The organism is Nocardioides sp. NPDC101246 (genome assembly GCF_044767415.1).
Lineage (GTDB): Bacteria > Actinomycetota > Actinomycetes > Propionibacteriales > Nocardioidaceae > Nocardioides.
Window position 1 is genome coordinate 169279 of the sequence record NZ_JBIWNX010000007.1, and the last position, 18463, is coordinate 187741.

The 18463-nt window shown below is 70.5% G+C and carries 13 protein-coding genes; 7 read left to right on the top strand and 6 right to left on the bottom strand.

Annotation, left to right across the window (positions count from 1 at the left end; translation table 11 throughout):
- Positions 1-14: 14 nt before the first annotated feature.
- Genes ACIRON_RS15050 through ACIRON_RS15060 form a run of 3 tightly spaced genes read left to right on the top strand, consistent with a single transcriptional unit; the run spans position 15 to position 4391 of the window.
- On the top strand, positions 15-1223 hold the full coding sequence (locus ACIRON_RS15050; RefSeq protein ID WP_402993080.1) for an acetyl-CoA C-acetyltransferase: 1209 nt from the start codon (positions 15-17) through the stop codon (positions 1221-1223).
- Between the two features lie 20 nt (positions 1224-1243).
- Entirely contained in the window at positions 1244-3403 is a 2160-nt protein-coding gene (locus ACIRON_RS15055; protein ID WP_402993081.1) for a 3-hydroxyacyl-CoA dehydrogenase NAD-binding domain-containing protein, read from the top strand.
- Positions 3396-4391 (top strand): NAD(P)H-dependent flavin oxidoreductase, encoded by a 996-nt coding sequence (locus ACIRON_RS15060; RefSeq protein WP_402993082.1) that lies wholly within the window; start codon positions 3396-3398, stop codon positions 4389-4391. Before ACIRON_RS15055 ends, ACIRON_RS15060 begins: the two co-directional genes overlap by 8 nt.
- 127 nt (positions 4392-4518) lie before the next feature.
- Here the strand turns inward: ACIRON_RS15060 and ACIRON_RS15065 are convergent, their stop codons facing one another.
- Genes ACIRON_RS15065 through ACIRON_RS15085 form a run of 5 tightly spaced genes read right to left on the bottom strand, consistent with a single transcriptional unit; the run spans position 4519 to position 10405 of the window.
- A complete protein-coding gene (locus ACIRON_RS15065) occupies positions 4519-5109 on the bottom strand; it encodes a TetR/AcrR family transcriptional regulator (protein ID WP_402993083.1) in 591 nt (196 codons plus the stop codon).
- 27 nt (positions 5110-5136) lie between these two features.
- On the bottom strand, positions 5137-5625 hold the full coding sequence (locus ACIRON_RS15070; protein ID WP_402993084.1) for a (2Fe-2S)-binding protein: 489 nt from the start codon (positions 5623-5625) through the stop codon (positions 5137-5139).
- Between the two features lie 25 nt (positions 5626-5650).
- Entirely contained in the window at positions 5651-7930 is a 2280-nt protein-coding gene (locus ACIRON_RS15075; protein ID WP_402993085.1) for a molybdopterin cofactor-binding domain-containing protein, read from the bottom strand.
- Between the two features lies 1 nt (position 7931).
- The gene (locus tag ACIRON_RS15080) at positions 7932-9167 is read right to left on the bottom strand and encodes an oxygenase MpaB family protein (RefSeq protein ID WP_402993086.1); all 1236 of its coding nucleotides are present in this window, start codon (positions 9165-9167) and stop codon (positions 7932-7934) included.
- Positions 9168-9196: 29 nt separating this feature from the next.
- Positions 9197-10405, bottom strand: coding sequence for an oxygenase MpaB family protein (locus tag ACIRON_RS15085; protein WP_402993087.1), 1209 nt, complete (start codon positions 10403-10405; stop codon positions 9197-9199).
- A 161-nt stretch (positions 10406-10566) separates the two neighbouring features.
- Between ACIRON_RS15085 and ACIRON_RS15090 the strand changes: the two genes are divergently transcribed.
- From ACIRON_RS15090 to ACIRON_RS15105, 4 genes are all read left to right on the top strand, one after another.
- Entirely contained in the window at positions 10567-11187 is a 621-nt protein-coding gene (locus tag ACIRON_RS15090) for a TetR/AcrR family transcriptional regulator (protein ID WP_402993088.1), read from the top strand.
- A gap of 235 nt (positions 11188-11422) precedes the next feature.
- Positions 11423-12973, top strand: a complete 1551-nt coding sequence (locus tag ACIRON_RS15095; RefSeq protein ID WP_402993089.1) for a long-chain-fatty-acid--CoA ligase — start codon at positions 11423-11425, stop codon at positions 12971-12973.
- 8 nt (positions 12974-12981) lie between these two features.
- Positions 12982-14487, top strand: a complete 1506-nt coding sequence (locus ACIRON_RS15100; RefSeq protein WP_402993090.1) for an acyl-CoA synthetase — start codon at positions 12982-12984, stop codon at positions 14485-14487.
- Positions 14488-14553: 66 nt separating this feature from the next.
- Entirely contained in the window at positions 14554-15672 is a 1119-nt protein-coding gene (locus tag ACIRON_RS15105) for a sterol desaturase family protein (RefSeq protein ID WP_402993091.1), read from the top strand.
- 20 nt (positions 15673-15692) lie between these two features.
- On the opposite strand, the gene ACIRON_RS15110 is transcribed toward ACIRON_RS15105, so the two are convergent.
- A complete protein-coding gene (locus tag ACIRON_RS15110; protein WP_402993092.1) occupies positions 15693-18407 on the bottom strand; it encodes an ATP-binding protein in 2715 nt (904 codons plus the stop codon).
- Positions 18408-18463: the final 56 nt, after the last annotated feature.

Below are 18463 nucleotides of genomic sequence, written 5' to 3' on the forward strand. Positions count from 1 at the left end.
CGAAAGGGGCATCCGTGTCCGACGCCTTCATCTACGACGCCGTCCGTACGCCACGTGGCAAGAACCGCGGCGGCGCCCTGCACGGCACCAAGCCGGTCGACCTGGTGGTCGGCCTGATCGATGCGATCCGTGAGCGCAACCCCGGCCTCGACCCGAGCGTGGTCGACGACATCGTCCTCGGCGTCGTCTCCCCGGTCGGGGAGCAGGGAGGCGACATCGCCCGCACCGCCGCCATGGTCGCCGGTCTGCCCGAGACCGTCGCCGGGGTGCAGGTCAACCGGTTCTGCGCCTCCGGCCTGGAAGCGGTCAACCTGGCCGCCCAGAAGGTCGCCTCCGGGTTCGAGACCCTCGTCCTCGCCGGCGGCGTCGAGTCGATGTCCCGGGTGCCGATCGGCTCCGACGGCGGAGCGTACGCCCAGGACCCGACCACCTCCTACGACGCTTACTTCGTGCCCCAGGGCATCGGCGCCGACCTGATCGCGACGATCGAGGGCTTCTCCCGCGAGGACGTCGACGCCTACGCCGCCCGCTCCCAGGAGCGCGCCGAGACCGCCTGGGCCGAGGGCCGGTTCGCGAAGTCGATCGTGCCGGTCAAGGACGTCAACGGCGTCACCCTGCTCGACACCGACGAGCACCGCCGCGCCGGCACCACGGTCGAATCGCTCGGCGCCCTGAAGGCGTCCTTCGCGGCCGCCGGCGAGCAGGCCGGCTACGACGCGGTGGCGCTGCAGAAGTACCACTGGATCGAGAAGGTCGACCACGTCCACCACGCCGGCAACAGCTCCGGGATCGTGGACGGCGCGGCCCTGGTCCTGATCGGCAACGCCGAGGTCGGCGAGCGGCTCGGACTGACCCCGCGGGCACGGATCGTGGCGACCGCCGTGACCGGTTCCGACCCGACCATCATGCTCACCGGCCCGACCCCGGCGACCGAGAAGGCGCTCGCGAAGGCGAACCTCACCGTCGACGACATCGACCTGTTCGAGCTCAACGAGGCCTTCGCCGCCGTGGTCATGAAGTGGCAGAGCGACCTGAAGATCCCCGACGAGAAGGTCAACGTCAACGGCGGGGCCATCGCGCTGGGCCACCCGCTGGGCGCCACCGGCGCCATGATCCTCGGCACCGTGCTCGACGAGCTCGAGCGCACCGGCGGCCGCCGCGGCCTGGCCACGCTGTGCGTCGGAGCCGGCATGGGCATCGCCACCATCATCGAGCGCGTCTGACGAGAAGGAGACACACCCCCATGAGCAAGTCCGGGATCCGCTACGAGCGCGGCACCGACGGCATCGTCACCCTGACCCTCGACGACCCCGAGTCGTCGGTCAACACCATGAACGACGCGTTCATGGTCGGCCTCGAGGAGGTCGTCACCCGCCTGGAGGCCGAGCACGACGATGTCACCGGCGTGCTGCTGACCAGCGCCAAGAAGTCCTTCTTCGCCGGCGGCGACCTCAACCGGCTCCGCGCCGGCGACGCCTCGCGCGCCGCCGAGGAGACCGCCTACATCGACCGGATGAAGGACTGGATGCGGCGCCTGGAGACCAACGGCCGCCCGGTCGTCGCTCTGCTGGGCGGCACCGCGCTGGGCGGCGGGCTCGAGGTCGCGCTGTGCGCGCACCACCGCATCGCGGTCGAGGACCGCTCCAGCCGGTTCGGCGTGCCGGAGGTGAGCCTCGGGCTGCTGCCCGGAGGCGGCGGCATCTCCCGCATGGTCCGGATGTTCGGCCTGGCCAAGGCGCTGCAGGAGGTGATCCTGCCAGCGACCAGGTTCACCGCCCGCCAGGCCCTCGAGGTCGGCATCGTCGACGAGCTCGTCGCAGACGCGGCCGAGCTGGAGACCCGGGCACGGCAGTGGATCGCCGAGAACCCGGCGCCGGTCAAGCCGTGGGACGTCAAGGGCTTCCGGCTGCCCGGGGGAGACGTACGCAGTCCCGGCGTCTCCGGCATGCTCCCGGCCCTGCCCGCGCTGCTGCGCAAGCAGCTCAAGGGTGCGCCGATGCCCGCGCCGCGCGCCGCTCTCGCGGCCGCGGTCGAGGGGGCGTACGTCGACTTCGACACCTCCTCGAAGATCGAGACCCGCTACCTGGTCAGCCTGACCAACGGCCAGGTCGCCAAGAACATGATCAAGGCGTTCTTCTTCGACCAGCAGCACATCACCGACGGCGCCAGCCGACCCGAGGGCTACGAGCGCTTCCAGGCGACCAAGGTCGGCGTCATCGGCGCCGGGATGATGGGTGCCGCGATCGCCTACGTCTGCGCCAAGGTGGGCATCGACGTGGTGCTCAAGGACGTCAGTGCCGAGGCGGCCGAGAAGGGCAAGGACTACGCCCGTGCCCTGGAGGCCAAGGCGCTCGCCAAGGGACGTACGACCCAGGAGAAGTCGGAGGCCCTGCTCGCCCGGATCATCGCCACCGGCGACCCCGCCGACTTCGAGGGTGTCGATTTCGTCGTCGAGGCGGTCTTCGAGTCCGTCGAGGTCAAACAGGGGGTCTTCGAGGAGATCCAGGAGATCGTCGAGCCCGACGCGGTCCTCGGCTCCAACACCTCCACGCTGCCGATCACCGTGATCGCGGAGGGCGTCAAGCGCTCCGAGGACTTCATCGGCATCCACTTCTTCTCACCCGTCGACAAGATGCCGCTGGTCGAGATCGTCCGCGGCGAGCAGACCTCGGACGCCACCTTGGCCAAGGTCTTCGACTTCGTCCTGCAGATCCGCAAGACCCCGATCGTGGTCAACGACTCCCGCGGCTTCTTCACCTCCCGGGTGATCGGCCGGTTCATCGACGAGGCCGTCGCGGCCGTCGGCGAGGGCGTCGAGCCGGTCAGCGTCGAGCAGGCCGCGCTCCAGGCCGGCTACCCGGCCGGGGCGCTGCAGCTTCTCGACGAGCTCACCCTGACCCTGCCGCGCAAGATCCGGCTCGAGACCCGTGCGGCCACCGAGGCCGAGGGCGGTGTCTGGATCGAGCACCCGGCCGAGGCGGTCTCGGACTGGATGGTCGAGCAGGGCCGCACCGGCCGCAAGGAAGGCGCGGGCTGGTACGACTACGCCGAGGGCAAGCGCGCCGGCATCTGGCCGGGCGTACGCGAGCACTACGGCTCCGGCCGGACCCGGCTGCCGCTGAAGGACCTGCAGGAGCGGATGCTCTTCGCCGAGACGCTCGACACCATCGCCTGCCTCGACGCGGGCGTGCTCACCAGCGTCGCCGATGCCAACGTCGGCTCGATCCTCGGCATCGGCTTCCCGGCCTGGACCGGCGGAGTGCTGCAGTACGCCAACCAGTACGACGGTGGCCTGCCCGGCTTCGTCGCCCGCTGTCACGAGCTGGCCGAGGCGTACGGCGAGCGGTTCCTGCCGCCCGCCTCGCTGGTCGAGCGGGCCGAGAAGGGGGAGCTGTATGAGTGAGCTCCGGCCCGGCACGCGGCTCAGCACCCGGTTCACCGAGCTGGTCGGCATCGACCACCCGGTGGTGCAGGGCGGGATGATGTGGGTCGGCCGCGCCGAGCTGGCGGCGGCCGTCTCCGAGGCCGGCGGGCTGGGCATCATCACCGCGCTGACCCAGCCCACGCCGGCCGACCTGGCCCTGGAGATCGAGCGGACCCGGAAGCTCACCGATAAGCCGTTCGGGGTCAACCTGACGATCCTGCCCTCGATCAACCCGCCGCCCTACGACGAGTACCGGCGCGCGATCGTCGACTCCGGTGTCACGATCGTCGAGACCGCGGGATCCAGTCCCGAGCCGCACATGGAGTTCTTCGCCGAGCACGGGGTGACCGTGATCCACAAGTGCACCAGCGTCCGGCACGCGGTGAAGGCGCAGAAGGTCGGCGTCGCAGCGGTCTCGATCGACGGCTTCGAGTGTGCCGGTCACCCGGGCGAGGACGACGTCCCCGGTCTGGTGCTGGTGCCGGCGGCCGCCGACGCGCTGACCATCCCGTTCATCGCCTCGGGCGGCTTCGCCGACGGCCGCGGCCTGGCCGCGGCCCTGGTGCTCGGCGCCGACGGCGTCAACATGGGCACCCGGTTCCTGTGCTCGCAGGAGTCGCCGGTCGCGGAGTCGGTCAAGGACCAGATCGTCGCCAACAGCGAGCTCGACACCAACCTGATCTTCCGGCCGCTGCGCAACACCGCGCGGGTCGCGAAGAACGCGGTCAGCGACGAGGTCGTACGCATCCTCGAGGAGGGCGGGACGTTCCCCGACGTGCAGTCCCTCGTCGCCGGCGCCCGTGGGCGCCTGGTCTTCGAGGAGGGCGACCTGGATGCCGGGATCTGGTCCACGGGCCTGTGCCAGGGTCTCATCCGCGACATCCCGCCCGCGGGCGAGATCGTCACCCGGATCGTGGCCGAGGCTCAGGAGGTGCTGAACCGGGCGGCGGCCCGCTTCCAGCACTGACGCCGCCGAGTCGGCTCATCCTCACCAAGACCGACGCCGAGTCGGCTCGTCATGACGAGCCGACTCGGCGTCTCGAGGCGTACGAACCAGCCGACTCGGCTGGTCAGGTCACTGGTCAGGTCACCGGTCAGGGGCCGGTGACCGTCCGTCGCACCATGTCCTGGGCGACGGTGATGACCTCCTCGAGGCTGCGGGTCTCGGGCCGCCACCACTCCACGACCCAGTTCATCGCACCGAGCAGGAGCATCCGGAAGGTCGTGATGTCGAGGTCGTCCCGGATCGCGCCCTCCTTCTTCGCCTCGTCGAAGAGGTCGCGCCAGATGTGGCTGTAGAGCGACTCCTCGGCCGCCGGCCTGTCCCGCAGCGCCTCGGGCACGTGCCGGGCGTTGCGGATCGAGGCGGTCGCGTAGTCGGAGATCTCCAGCTCGTAGCGGAGGTGGGCGTCGACCGCGGTCATGATCCGGTCGAGGGGAGCGGTGCCGTCGGGGAGCGCCGCGACGGCCTCCTCGACGTGGACGCGTACGTCGTGCGCGCCCGACCACATGACCTCCTCGACCAGCTCGTCGCGGGAGGCGAAGTAGTAGTAGATCGCCGGCGCCTGGACACCGGCCACCTCCGCGACCTCGCCCAGGCGCATACCGGCGTATCCTCTCTGGGAGAGCACGGTCGCCGCCGCGTCCAGGATGCGTTTGCGGGTCTTCTCCGACTTCGATGCCACGGGCGAAATTCTAATACAGATTCAGTTTTATGGCATCTGTGCGGCGCCGTCGGCGATCGCCTGGCGGATCCGAGGATAGGTGCCGCAGCGGCAGATGTTGCGGATCGTGTCCAGGTCGGCGTCGGTGACGGTACGACCTTCGGCCGAGACGCGCCGCACCAGGTCGACGGCGGCCATGATCTGGCCGGGCTGGCAGTAGCCGCACTGGGCGACGTCGTGCTCGAGCCACGCCTGCTGCATCGGGTGCAGCCCCTCGGGACCCTCGCCGACGGTGGCGGGGAGCCCTTCGATCGTGGTGACCTCGTCGTCCGGCCCCAGGTCGGCCACCGGGACCGCGCACGGGTTGAACGCACGACCGTTGAGGTGCGAGGTGCAGGCCTTGCAGACGTTGATCCCGCAGCCGTACTTCGGGCCGGTGACGCCGAGCAGGTCGCGGAGCACCCAGAGCAGGCGCACCTCGTCCTCGACCTCGACACTGATCTGCTCGCCGTTGACCCGGAAGGTGTGGGTGGGCACGTGGCTCTCTTTCTGGTTGGGGCTCTCAGCGGAGGTGGGAGAGTCCGTCGGTCGGCGAGGCCGGCACCGGCGGAATGGTCGGCTTGGGCTCGAAGGAGAGCGAGCCGTGGTTGATCGGGAAGTCGGTCGGCATGGTTCCGGTCGCCCGCCCGTACGCACAGGCGACCGCCGCCATCGAGGCGGCCACGCCGAGCTCCCCGGCGCCACCGGGCTCGCCCGAGCCGGGCACGATGATGACGCGTACGTCGGGCGGGGTGTTCCACTGCCGGGTGTAGAAGTAGTTGTCCCAGCTCGCCTCCAGGAAGCGCCCGTCGCGCAGGTGCAGGCTGGAGGTGAGCGTCAGGGCGATGCCATCCATGAGGCAGCCCATCATCTGCGCCTCCAGGCCGCGCGGGTTGACCACGGTGCCGACGTCGACGGCCAGGACCGCCTTGGTGACCCGAGGTCCGGTGACGGCGTCGCGGACCTGCCGGTCGACGGTCTCCGGACGCGTGTCGATCTCGACGAGGACCGCGCTGGTGGAGTGGTACTCGCCGTGGAAGGCGATGCCCTGAGCGACCCCGTCAGGAAGGCTCCGGCCCCACTCGCCGGCCTCGGCGACCCGGTCGAGCACCGCGCGGTCACGGGCGTTGCGCAGATGGTCGCGGCGGAAGCTGTAGGCATCCTTGCCGGTCTTCGCGGCCAGCCGGTCCACGATCAGCTCGCGCGCGCAGGTCACGTCGGGGGAGTAGACGTTGCGCATCGAGCCGGTGTTGAAGCCCTTGTCGGTCTCCTTGAGCACCCGGGTCGCCGGCCCGAAGTTGTAGGGCATGGACTGGGAGAGCTGGAAGAAGACCTGGGAGAAGGCTTTGTCGCCCACCGGAATCTGGGCGGCCAGCGCGGTGATGATCTCGCCGAGCCCGTGACCGAGGTCGGTCGAGACGCTGGTGTGCGCCTGCTGGTAGCCGAGCACCGTGCCACCCAGGTACGCCGCCCGCACCCGTGACCTCGCCATCGGGTGCGCGCGGCCCTGACGGGAGTCGTCGGCCCGGTGCCACATCAGCTTCACCGGCTTGCCGATCTTCTGGGACACCTCGGCCGCCTCGAGGGCGGCGTCGAAGAAGAGCCGTCGGCCGAACGAGCCGCCGCCCTGGGTGACGTGCACCCTGACCGCCGGGATCGGCAGCCCGAGCCGGGCCGCGATGGTCTCCTGGGCGACGATCGGCGACTTCAGCGACGACCAGATCTCGGCCCGGTCAGGGCGTACGTCGGCGATGGCGCAGTTGGTGTCCAGGGCGCTGTTGCTGCGGAACCGGAACGTGAAGGTCGCCTCCACCGTCGGCGTCAGCGGCGGCAGGCCCAGCGGCGCCTCGGCGCGGCGCAGCTCCTCGAGCACGTCCTCGTCATCCTTGCCCTCCGCGGTGCCCGGCCCCCAGGTCACCCTCAGCGCCCGCACCGCGTCGATGCACTGGCCGAACGTGCGCGCCCGCACGGCCACCCCGGTCGAGATCGTGACCACGTCGGTGACACCCGGCATGGCGCGTACATCGGCGGCATTGGCCACCGAGCGGACCGTGCCGTTGATCGTCGGCGGCCGGCAGACCATCGTCGGCAGCGCGTCGGGCACCTGGAGATCCATCGTGAACTGCTTGCGTCCGGTGACCGCGGCGCGGGCGTCGACCCGGTTGCGCGGAGTGCCGATCACGGTGAAGTCCGTGTCCGGTTTCAGGGTCACGCTCACCTGCTCGGTGCGTACGCTCGCGGCCCGGACCGCCAGGTCGCCGATCGGGATGCTCCGCCTCCCGCCCACGACCAGGCCGTCGCTGATGGTCAGCGCCTCGGCGCGGGTGCCAAGCTCGGCCGCGGCGGACGCCAGCAGCCGGGCGCGGGCGATCCCGGCGGCGATCCGGATCGGGGTGTAGGTGGCGATCGTGGTGTTCGACGCACCGGTGAGCTGGTTGAAGAGCAGCTCGGGACGGGCGTCGGCCAGGCTGACGTGGACCCGGTCGAGCGGTACGCCGAGCTCCTCGGCGATCAGCATCGCCGAGGACGTGGTGATCCCCTGCCCCACCTCGGCGCGGGGGAGCGCGAAGCTCACCTCGCCGTCGGCGCCGACCTCGACGGTGATCAGGCTCGCCGTCGGGATCGCGGCCACCGTCATCAGGTCGTTGAGGTCGAGGATCTCGGTCGGCTCGGGCCATGGGATCCCGTCGGCCGCCGGGGCCGCCGCCCCGGCCGGTGCGGCCGGGGCGAGCTCGGCGGCCGCGACCAGGGTCGGGCCGGCGAGCACGTAGCCGAGGAACGTACGTCTGCGCAGCGGTCCCACGTCAGAAGGGGCGGTTGCCGTCGGGGATGGTGATCGCAGTGCCCTGTCCCTTGGTCAGGTAGAACATCAGGTACCGCCGGGCGACCTCGTCGATCGTCCAGGCCAGTGCCGGCGCCAGCGGCAGGCTGACCGCGCCCTGGCGGATCTTGATGAACCACGGCCAGGCGGTCCGGATCGCCGACTCCCAGAACGGACGTGGCGTGATGCCGTCCCAGTCGGCGATCCGGTCACCGACGAGATACCTGGCCAGCCCATCGACCGCGGGTCGCGAGAACGACCCCGGGCTGGTCTGCTCGGCGAGCTGGCCGAGCAGGACGTCGGTCAGGATCACCCCCTCCGAGGTCGGCCCCAGGATCGGGTCGAGCAGCTGGTCGGACTGCTGGTTCGCGGCCGCCCAGGTGGCCGGGATGTACTCGGCGGGCACGCCGAGCATGTAGGCGTTGACCTGCCAGTTGTGGAGGTAGCCCGCCTTCTCCGCCGAGGTCATGTCCAGGTCCCACTCGACGAGCTTGCGCATCGTCCAGGTCGCCAGGCTGTGCCAGGTGATCAGGATGTCGCCGATCGAGATCGGGATCTGCTGGCCGCCGCTGGTCTCGACCCAGTGCGGCGACTCGGGCAGCAGGTTGCGTACGGCCGCGTGCACCATCCGCGTCTTGACTGCCTGCGCCTGTGCCTTGCCGTCGGGTTCGTAGGCGTTGGGGTCGCCGACCGCGAAGCCGAGCATGCTGGTCTTGGCGACCCGGTCCTCCATGTCCGCGCCGCCCTTGGAGTAGTAGACCGCCCGGGCCTCGCGCGGGATCGCGGTCGAGAGCATCCCGCCGCCGGGCCCGTTGCAGAGGTTGAGGAGCAGCCCGTTCTTGGTGTTGAACGACGCCGCGGCGCGCAGCTTGCCCATGTCCGCCCACTCGGGCAGGCGCAGCGCCCGCGCCATCCAGTCGCGTACGTCCCCGGGCAACCCGTCCGGGAGCGGCTGGTCGTTGCGGTTCCAGTCGAGGATGGCGGCGTTGATCGCGGGCACGTCGCCACGCCGGAGGACCTCGCCCATGAGGTAGTCGATCTCGTCGTCCCACAGCCACTGCGGGTCGATGCCGGTGCCGCTCCCGGCCACGGACAGGGCGGGGTCCCAGGTCCACGGGACGGATGCCCGGGCGGCGGCCATCGGGCCGCCCAGGGAGGCGACGGCGCCGGCGGCGATGCTGGAGGCGACCAGGAACTTTCGTCGGCTGATCTCGTGCATGATGGTCCTTCGGTTCGGGGGCGGGTCGGTCAGCTGGGGTAGTTGGGGTTGTTGCCGGTGGGGATCTCGATGCTGATCTGCTCCCCGCGGGCGAGGAAGAGCAGCACTGCCTTGCGGATGAACTCGTCGAACATCCAGTAGGTCGGTGGCGCGAGCGAGAGCGGCTGACCGGACTCGCGGAAGGCGACGAACACGGGCCAGCCGAGCTTGATGGTCGTGTCGAGGGCAGGATGGCGGGGGAGCTCGAGCCACTCGGCGACCTGGTCGCCGAGCATGAACCGGCTCATCGACTCCAGGGCGGGCCGGGTGAAGAGCGTCCCGTCGATCTCGGCGCCGAAGTCGAGCAGGATGTCTGCGAGCGCGACGCCCTCGTCGGTGTGGGCCAGCAGTGGCACCAACACCTGCTCGCGCTGGCTGAGCGCGTCGCCCCAGGTCGCGGGGATGTACTCGTCGCGGACCCCGAGCATGTGGGCGGTCACCTGCCACACGTGCAGGTAGCCCTCGCTGAGGTCGGCGGGCCGCTCGACGTCCCACTCATCGAGCTTCTGCCACACCGAGGAGGCCAGGCTGTGCCAGGTCACCATGATGTCGCGCTGGCTGATCGGGATCTCCTCGTCTGCGGCAGCCACCCAGTGCGGGGACTGGGGGAGGAGGTGGCGCACGGCGGCATGGATCAGGCGCGTCTTGACGCAGGTCACGATCATCTCGCCGGAGGGGCTGAAGGCGCCGTTCACGCCGATGTCGTAGCCGAGCTTGGCGGTCTTCTTGATCCGGTCGCGCATGTCGCTGCCGCCGTAGGAGTAGTAGACCGCCCGGGCCTCGCGGGGGATCGCGGTCGACATCATGCCGCTGTTCATCCCGTAGAGGACGCCGAGGTAGAGGCCCCAGCGCTGGGTGAACTCGAAGGCGTCGGCGAGCTTGGCCTCGTTCGCCCATGACGGCAGCTGGCGCGCCCGTTCGATGAAGGCGTACAGGTCGCTGGGGAGCGACGTCGGGGTCGGCTGGTCGTTGCGCGTCCAGTCGCGCAGGGCGTCGTTGACGGCGTCCACGTCACCGTGCTGGATCAGGTCGGCCACCACCTGGTCGGCTTCTGGGTCCCACACCGTCGAGGGGTCGGCTCCCGCGCCGGAGCGGGCGATCGAGGCCGAGGCCGGCCACGTCCACAGCGGGGTCGTCAGCGCTGCTGCGCCCACCGCTCCGCCCGCGATCAAGAGCTTTCGTCTGCTGAGGTCTGCCACTGCCACCACTCCTCATCATCGAGTCATCGAAGTGATCCGCGTCACTTCGGCCCTGATAGCGTAGAGCCACTATCGGCAATCTGCCAGTAGTAATTGGCAGATTGCCGATAAAGTGTGTCCTGGGCCTGCATGAGCCGGTCGGGTGAGGAAGGATGGGGGACATGGCAACTCCGCGAGTACGCATGCAGGCCGATCGACGGCGCGACCTGATCGTCGCGGCGGCGGCGCACGTCTTCGCCGAGCGGCGCTACGACGACGTCTCGACGACCGAGCTCGCCCGGGCCTGCGGGGTCAGTCGAGGCCTGCTGAGCCACTACTTCCCGACCAAGCGCGACCTCTATCTGGCCGTCATCGGCCGGCTCGTCGACGTGCCCCGTCTCCCCATGCCGGCCTATGTCGAGGGTGCGACCGTCGAGGACCGCATCGGCCGCAGCGTCGCCGAGTGGGTCGACATGGTCGTGGCCCGCAAGGACGCCTGGCTGGCGGTCTCCGGCTTCCTCGGCGAGTCCCGCGACGAGGAGATCTCGGCGATCCTGGAGGACTACATCGAGCGCATGGTCGACCAGATCTGCGAGCTCGCCGGGCTGCACGCGGTCCGCGAGCATCCGGCCGTACGGACCGCCCTGCACGGCTACTCCGCCTTCGCGACCACCGTCACCCGGCGCTGGCTGCTCGCCGCGCCCACTCCGCGCGAGCACCTGGAGCGGCTCCTCGGCGACACGCTGGTCAGCCTCGTCCGGGTCACCGTCCCGGCGCTGACCGAGGAGTCCGCCCCGGCCTGACCCCTGCCGAGTCGGCTCGTTCTGACCGAGATTCACGTCGAGTCGGCTCGTCCTGACCGAGATTCGCGCCGAGTCGGCTCGTTGTAACGAGCCGACTCGGCTGCATTTGCGGTGAGGATGAGCCGACTCGCCACGGGCTCCTTGTTGAGATGACCCTTGCGTGCGAATATGAATCTGTATTAAAAAATGCTGTGACGGAACCCACATCAAGGTTCCGACTGGGAGAGGGAGATCGATGAGCGACCGAGTGACGCAGGCCCCGGCCTGGACGTTCCGCAGCCACTGGATGAGCCAGACCGCCGGGCACGCGGTGATGCGGCCCGATGCGACGGCCCTGCGCTTTCTCGGGGTGAACACGACCTGGAAGCAGCTCCACGAGCGCTCGCTGCGCTTCGCCGGCGCCTTGCGCGAGCGCGGCGTCGGGCAGGGCGACCGGGTGATCCTGCTGACCCTCAACCGGCCCGAGTTCGTCGAGGCGGTCTTCGGGATCAACAGCCTCGGTGCGATCGCGGTGCCGGTCAACGCCCGCCTGGCTCCGCCGGAGATCGCGGGCCTGGTCGAGGACAGCGGCGCGACCGTGATCGTGACCGAGCAGCTCCTCGCGCCCCTCGCGGCGGCCACCGCCGGTCTCGCGCCCGCGCTGAAGACGAGGATCGTCATCGGCGAGGCCGAGGGGATGGAGACGTACGAGAGCCTGGTCGAGGCGAGCGAGCCGATCGAGCTCGGCGACATCTCCGAGGACTCGGTCGCGCTGATCATGTACACCTCGGGCACCACCGGGAAGCCCAAGGGCGCGATGTTGACGCATCACAACATGCAGATGCAGGCGCTGACCTGCATCCGGTGCAACGACCTCGGAGACGAGTCCGACATCGCGTTCATGACGGCGCCGTTCTTCCACATCGCCGGCCTCGGCTCGCTCGCCGCCAACTTCCTGCTCGGCATCCCCAGCGTGATCCACCCGCTCGGCGCCTTCGACGCGGGCGACGTCGTCGACGCCTGGGAGCGCGAGGGCGCGACCGTCGTCTTCAACGTGCCCCAGCAGTGGCAGGCCATCTGTGCGCTGCCGGGCATCAAGGAGCGCGACCTGAAGCTGCGCATCATCTCCTGGGGCGCGGCCCCGGCCTCGGAGACCCTGCTCGAGGCGATGGCCGACACCTTCCCGAACGCGCTCAACGTGGCCGTCTTCGGGCAGACCGAGACCTCGCCGATCACCTGCGTGCTGCGCGGAGAGGAGTCGCTGCGCAAGCTCGGCTCGGTCGGACGCCCGATCCCCACCATCCAGTACCGGATCGTCGACGGCGAGATGAACGACGTACCCGTCGGGGACGTCGGCGAGATCGTCTACCGCGGCCCTTCGGTCACCCAGGGCTACTGGAACAACATCGAGGCCACCGAGAAGGCGTACGTCGGTGGCTGGTTCCACTCCGGCGACCTGGTCCGCCAGGACGAGGAGGGCTTCGTCTGGGTCGTGGACCGGGCCAAGGACATGATCATCAGCGGTGGCGAGAACATCTACAGCGCCGAGGTCGAGAACGCCATCCACGCTCACCCGGCGGTTCTCGAGGCGGCGGTGATCGGCCGTCCCGACGAGAAGTGGGGCGAGGTGCCGGTGGCGCACGTCGCGCTCAAGCCGGGCGAGAGCCTCGAACTCGAAGGGCTCAACGAGTTCCTGACCACCAGGCTGGCCCGGTTCAAGCTCCCCAAGGACCTCGTCCTGCTCGACGTGCTCCCGCGCAACGCCGGCGGCAAGGTGCGCAAGACCGAGCTGCGGACCCAGGGCTGAGGTAGGCGTTGTTCCCCGGGATCTGGGCCGCACGCACCCCCGACAAGCCCGCCATCGTGATGGCGGGCTCCGGGCGGGTTCTCACCTACCAGGAGCTGGAGGACCGCAGCCTCCGGCTGGCGCGCCACCTGCACGCCGCCGGGCTGCGGCGCGGCGACGTGGTCGCGCTGCTGACCGACAACCGGCCCGAGGCCTACGAGGTCTACTGGGCGGCGCTGCGCTCGGGGCTCTACGTCACCGCGGTCAACAGCCACCTCTCCGCCGACGAGGTCGCCTACATCGTGACCGACTGCGGCGCCAAGGCGCTGGTGGTCTCGGCGGAGGTCCCCGCGGTCGCGAGCCTGGAGGTCGACGTGGCCCACCGGCTGGCCTACGGCGGAGAGGTCGCCGGCCATGCCTCCTACGAGGCGGCGCTGGCTGCCGCCGGTGCCGGGTCGCTCGAGGAGTCCCACGGTGACGACCTGCTCTACTCCTCGGGCACCACCGGGCGCCCGAAGGGGATCAGGTCGCCGCTGCCGGAGATCACGGTCGGCGAGCCCGGTTACGTCTACCCGCTCGTCTTCGGCACCACGTACGCCTTCGACGATTCTTCGGTCTACCTGTCCCCGGCGCCGGTCTACCACGCGGCGCCGCTGCGGTTCGGCGGTGTGGTGCACGCCTATGGCGGCACGCTGGTGATGATGGAGCGCTTCGATGCCGAGCAGGCGCTGGCCACGATCGAGCGTTACGGCGTCACCCACACCCAGATGGTGCCGACGATGTTCGTGCGGATGCTCAAGCTGCCCGAGGACGTACGCCTCTCCTACGACATCGCCTCGCTGCGGTGCGTCGTCCACGCGGCGGCGCCGTGTCCTGTCGAGGTCAAGCGCCGGATGATCGAGTGGTTCGGGCCGATCATCGAGGAGTACTACGCCTCCACCGAAGGGATGGGCGCGACCGCGATCGACTCGGCGACCTGGCTGGAGCATCCCGGCTCCGTCGGCCGCCCGATCATCGGCGTCCCGCACATCGTCGGCGAGGACGGAGGTGAGGTCGGGCCCGGTGAGGTCGGCGCGATCTACTTCGAGCGCAACGACCGCAGCTTCGCCTACCTCGGCGACACCGCGAAGACCGCCGCCGCCAAGCACCCGAAGCACGAGTCGTGGACGTCGGTCGGCGATGTCGGCTACCTCGACGAGGACGGGTTCCTCTATCTCACCGACCGGGTCGCGTTCACCATCATCAGCGGTGGCGTGAACATCTACCCCCAGGAGATCGAGGACCTCTTCAGCCTCCATCCGGCCGTCGCCGATATCGCCGTCATCGGGGTCCCCGACGAGGAGATGGGGGAGCGGGTCGCCGCCTTCGTCCAGCCGGCTCCGGGCGTCGACGCCGGCCCTCGGCTGGAGGAGGAGCTGACCGCGTACGCCCGGGACCGGATCGCCCACTACAAGGTCCCGCGCGAGATCCACTTCCGTGACTCGCTGCCGCGGACCCCGACCGGGAAGATGGTCAAGCGCCGCCTGCTCGAGTGATTCGGCCGGGGAGTTGAGTACGTGGACTCAGGCGGCGAGGGTGCACCGGCGGCCAGAATTTCTGCCATGTCCACGTCCCTGTTGCGCCACCATCTGCTCGCCCCTGCCACCTCGTGCTTCCTGGGCGTCCTGAGCCTGGCGACGGTGCTCTGCTTCCACTTCCCCGAGCTGCTCACCAGCCGCGAGTTCCGTGCCGTCTACACCGAGGACTTCGCGCGTACGCTGCTGCTCGTCGGCCTGGCGGCCGCCTTCTTCGCCGGCACGATCGCGGTGCTGCGCGACCAGCACAAGCGGATGGCGTTCGTCGGCGTCGGCAGCGCGACCGTGGCCGTGCTCCTCGGCGGTACCGAGGTCCCCTTCGACGGCCCGGTGAAGGACAACCCGTTCTCGCTCGGACTGGACTGGTTCGTGCTCGCGCTGTTCTTCTCCGCGCTGGTCTTCATCCCGCTCGAGCACGCCTTCGCCCGCCGCCCGGTGCCGGTCTTCCGGCCCGGCTGGCGCACCGATGCCTGCTACTTCTTCATGAGCCACGTACTCGTCCAGCTCATCCTGATCCTGGTCACCACCTCGACCTCGCTGGTGGTCTCGACGGTCAAGGTGCCGGGCGTGCAGGCCTGGATCCAGGACCTGCCGTTCGTGGCAGCCTTCCTGCTCGCGGTCTTCCTCGCCGACCTCGCCCAGGCGGTGCTGCACCGCTGCTACCACCGGATCATGGTGCTGTGGCGCTTCCACGCGGTCCACCACTCCAGCCCCGAGCTCGACTGGCTGGCCGGCTCCCGGGTGCACTTCGTCGAGACCGTCCTGACTCGCAGCATCGTGCTGCTGCCGCTGCTGTTCCTGGGCTTCTCGACCTCGGTCGTCAACGCGTACGCCGTGCTCGTCGGTATCCAGGCCGTCGTCGCCCACGCCAACCTCGGCATCCGGTTCGGCTTTCTCGAATATCTGATCGTCCTGCCCCGCTACCACCACTGGCACCACGCCCGGCACCTCGACTACTGGGACCGCAACTACGCCATCCACCTGCCCGTGATCGACATGCTGATGGGCTCCTTCAAGCTGCCCCGCGACGGCAGCTGGCCCGAGGAGTACGGCGTCCTCAAGCGCGAGACCGTCCCCGTCGGCATCCTCGCCCAGCACGTCGCCCCCTTCCTCGGTCAGCGGACCTTCGACGAGTACGTCCGCTGACGGGGGTTGAGCAGGGGCTCTCACGAGCCGAGGAGCTGCTCGGCAAGCTCGGCGCGGGAGTGGATGTCGAGCTTCGTGTAGACCTTCCGCAGGTGATACTCGACGGTCTTCGGGCTGAGGAAGAGCGCGGCCGCGGTCTCACGAGTGGTGCGACCCTCGGCGAGGAGCAGTGAGACCTGGAGCTCCTGCGGTGTCAGGGACGCCGCTCCCGAGGCCTCCCGACGCGCCACCTTCTCGCCCGTCGCCTCCAGCTCGGCCGCGGTGGTCCGGGCCCACGGTTCGGCCCCGAGGTCGTCGAAGGACTCGAGCCCCGCGCGCAGGTGCGCGCGGGCATCGACACGGCGTCCGGCCCGCCGGAGCCGACCGCCGTACGCGAGGTGGGTCCGCGCGGCCTCGAAGAGGTCACGGGTGTCCGCATGATGTTCGATGGCCGCTTCGAAGTGCGCGTCGAAGGACCGATGGTCCGCCACGGTGCCCAACGCCCGGTGCGCCCGCGCGACGGACCAGGGTCGGCCCTTCGTGCGTGCCGCGGCTGCGTACCGCCGCGCCTCGGCCTCCGCCTCGGCGGGGCGGCCGAGGCGGAGCAGGGCATCCACCAGTTCGGCGCCGGGGGAGAGGTCGGGGTCGGCGATGCCCCATTCCTGGAGCCGTCGCGAGAGATCGAGGAATGTCTCTGTGGCGGCTCGGGGGTCGCCTGTAGCGAGCTCGAGGTCGCCGACGGCGTAGAGGCACCAGGCCTCACCCATCCGGATGCCCCGTTGGGTGCACAGGCGGACGGCCTCGGTCGCATGCTCCCGACAGGCGTCGCCCCGACCCTGTCGGGACTCGAGCCACGCCAGTCCGGCGAGGGACATGGCGAGGTCCGTACCCTGGCCCGTCTCCCGGGCGAGCCGGATCGCCTCCTCGTAATTGGCTGCCGCCCGGGACCAGGCTGTGGACGTCGCCTGGTCCCGGGCGACGTGGAACAGCACGTTGGGCAGCAGGCCGACGCCCATGCGGGAGCGCACGTCGTCGACGATCCGGCGCAGCTCGGCACCGGTCTCGGCGTCGCGGAGGAACAACGGGGTCGTCAACAGCCACGGCAGCGCCTCGGGGTGCTCGACCGGGTCGGCGTGCGCGGCCAGCAGTGGAACCGACGTCTGGATCTCCGCCAACCCGCCCTCGCCGCTGAGGACCTTCGCCATCCCTGTCGCGGCGAGCCCGATGGCGCGAGCGCGCGGCGACCCCGCAGCTGCGACCGCGCCTGTCAGCGACGTGGTGAGGCGCGTCGACACCGCCGCGTCGGCCAGGTAGAAGGCAGCGTGCAGCGCCTCGGCAAGGAGGAACACGGCGTCGTCAGGTGTGGGCGCATCGGGCGCCGCGCGCTCGAGGATGTCGACGGCATCGGCGACCGAACCGCTGCGGGCAGCGATCTGGGCGCGAATCCGCAGGGTGCGCGAGCGGGTGCGCTCCGGGACGGACTGGGTCTCGATCTCGTCGAGGAGGGCGACCGCGCGGTCGTGGAGCCCTCCGGTCCACGCCGCCTCGGCCGCCGTGCACAGCATGACGTGCCACCGGTCGGTATCCGTGCTCAGCCGCGCCGCCCGCTCGTAGGCGGTGCTCGCGACGGTGTACGCCGTGCGGGCGGCCGCGCTGTCGGCGGCGGCCTCGAGCAGGCCGGCCACCTCAGGATCGGGACCCCACGTCGCCTCCGCCAGGTGCCACGCCCGCCGCTCCGCGTCGTCGGGCAGCAGGTCGGCGACGGCGAGATGGACGACCCGGCGCAGAGACTCGTCGGCCTCGCTGTAGACGGCCGCGCGCACGAGCGGGTGGCGTACGTCGACCCGGCTGCCCGTCACGACGACGAGCCCGGCCCGCTCGGCGGGACCGAGACCGGAGACGTGGAGGCCGAGCCGTCTGCAGACCTCGCCCGTGTGGTGGAGGTCGCCGTTGGCGACCACGGCAGCGAGCAGGGCGGTCCGGGTTCCCGGGTCGAGCTCGGCCAGCCGCCGGGAGAAGGCGGCGGTGAGCGTGGCGGGCAGCGCGGGCGGGAGTCCCGGGGCACGGTCATCGAGGAGCTCGATGTTGCGGGCGAGCTCGAGGAGAGCGAGTGGGTTGCCGCCGGTCGCGGCGAACAGCCTGGCCACCTGCTCGTCGGTGGGTGGAGCGACCTCGAGGGCACGCACGAGGTCGCCGGCCGCCGCCGCGTCGAGACCAGACAGCTCGAGCACGTCGAGGCCGCCGACGAGGTCGTCGCATGCTCCGGACCGTCCGGCGAGCAGGACGACGGCCGGGTCCGCGTCGATCCGGCGGGCGGCGAAGGCGAGCGCCTCCGCCGATGGTCGATCGAACCACTGCAGGTCGTCGACGACCACGGCGATCGGCGCCTGCTCGGCATACCGACACAGCAGAGCGAGGGTGGCGGCGCCGATGGCGAACCGGTCGCCGGCGGTCCCTGCCTTGAGCGCGAGTGCGCTGCTCAGTGCTGCTTCCTGCGGCTCGGGCAGCGCGTCGAGGAGGTGGAGCGCCGGACGCAGCAGCAGGTGGAGCCCGGCGAAAGCGAGGTCCTTCTCCGCCTCCGTGCCGGTCGCGCGCAGGACCTGAACGCCCTCCAGGCGGCCGAGCGCGTCGTCGATCAGCGCGGTCTTGCCGACCCCGGGCTCGCCGGTGACGGCGAGCGCGCCACCGCGCCCGATCCTGGCACCGGCGACGAGCCGGTCCACCCTCCGCTGCTCGGTCTCCCGTCCGATGAGCACGTGGTGAGCCTAGGAGTCGGCCCCGATGCCGGTCCGCCGTTCGACCGAGTCCACCC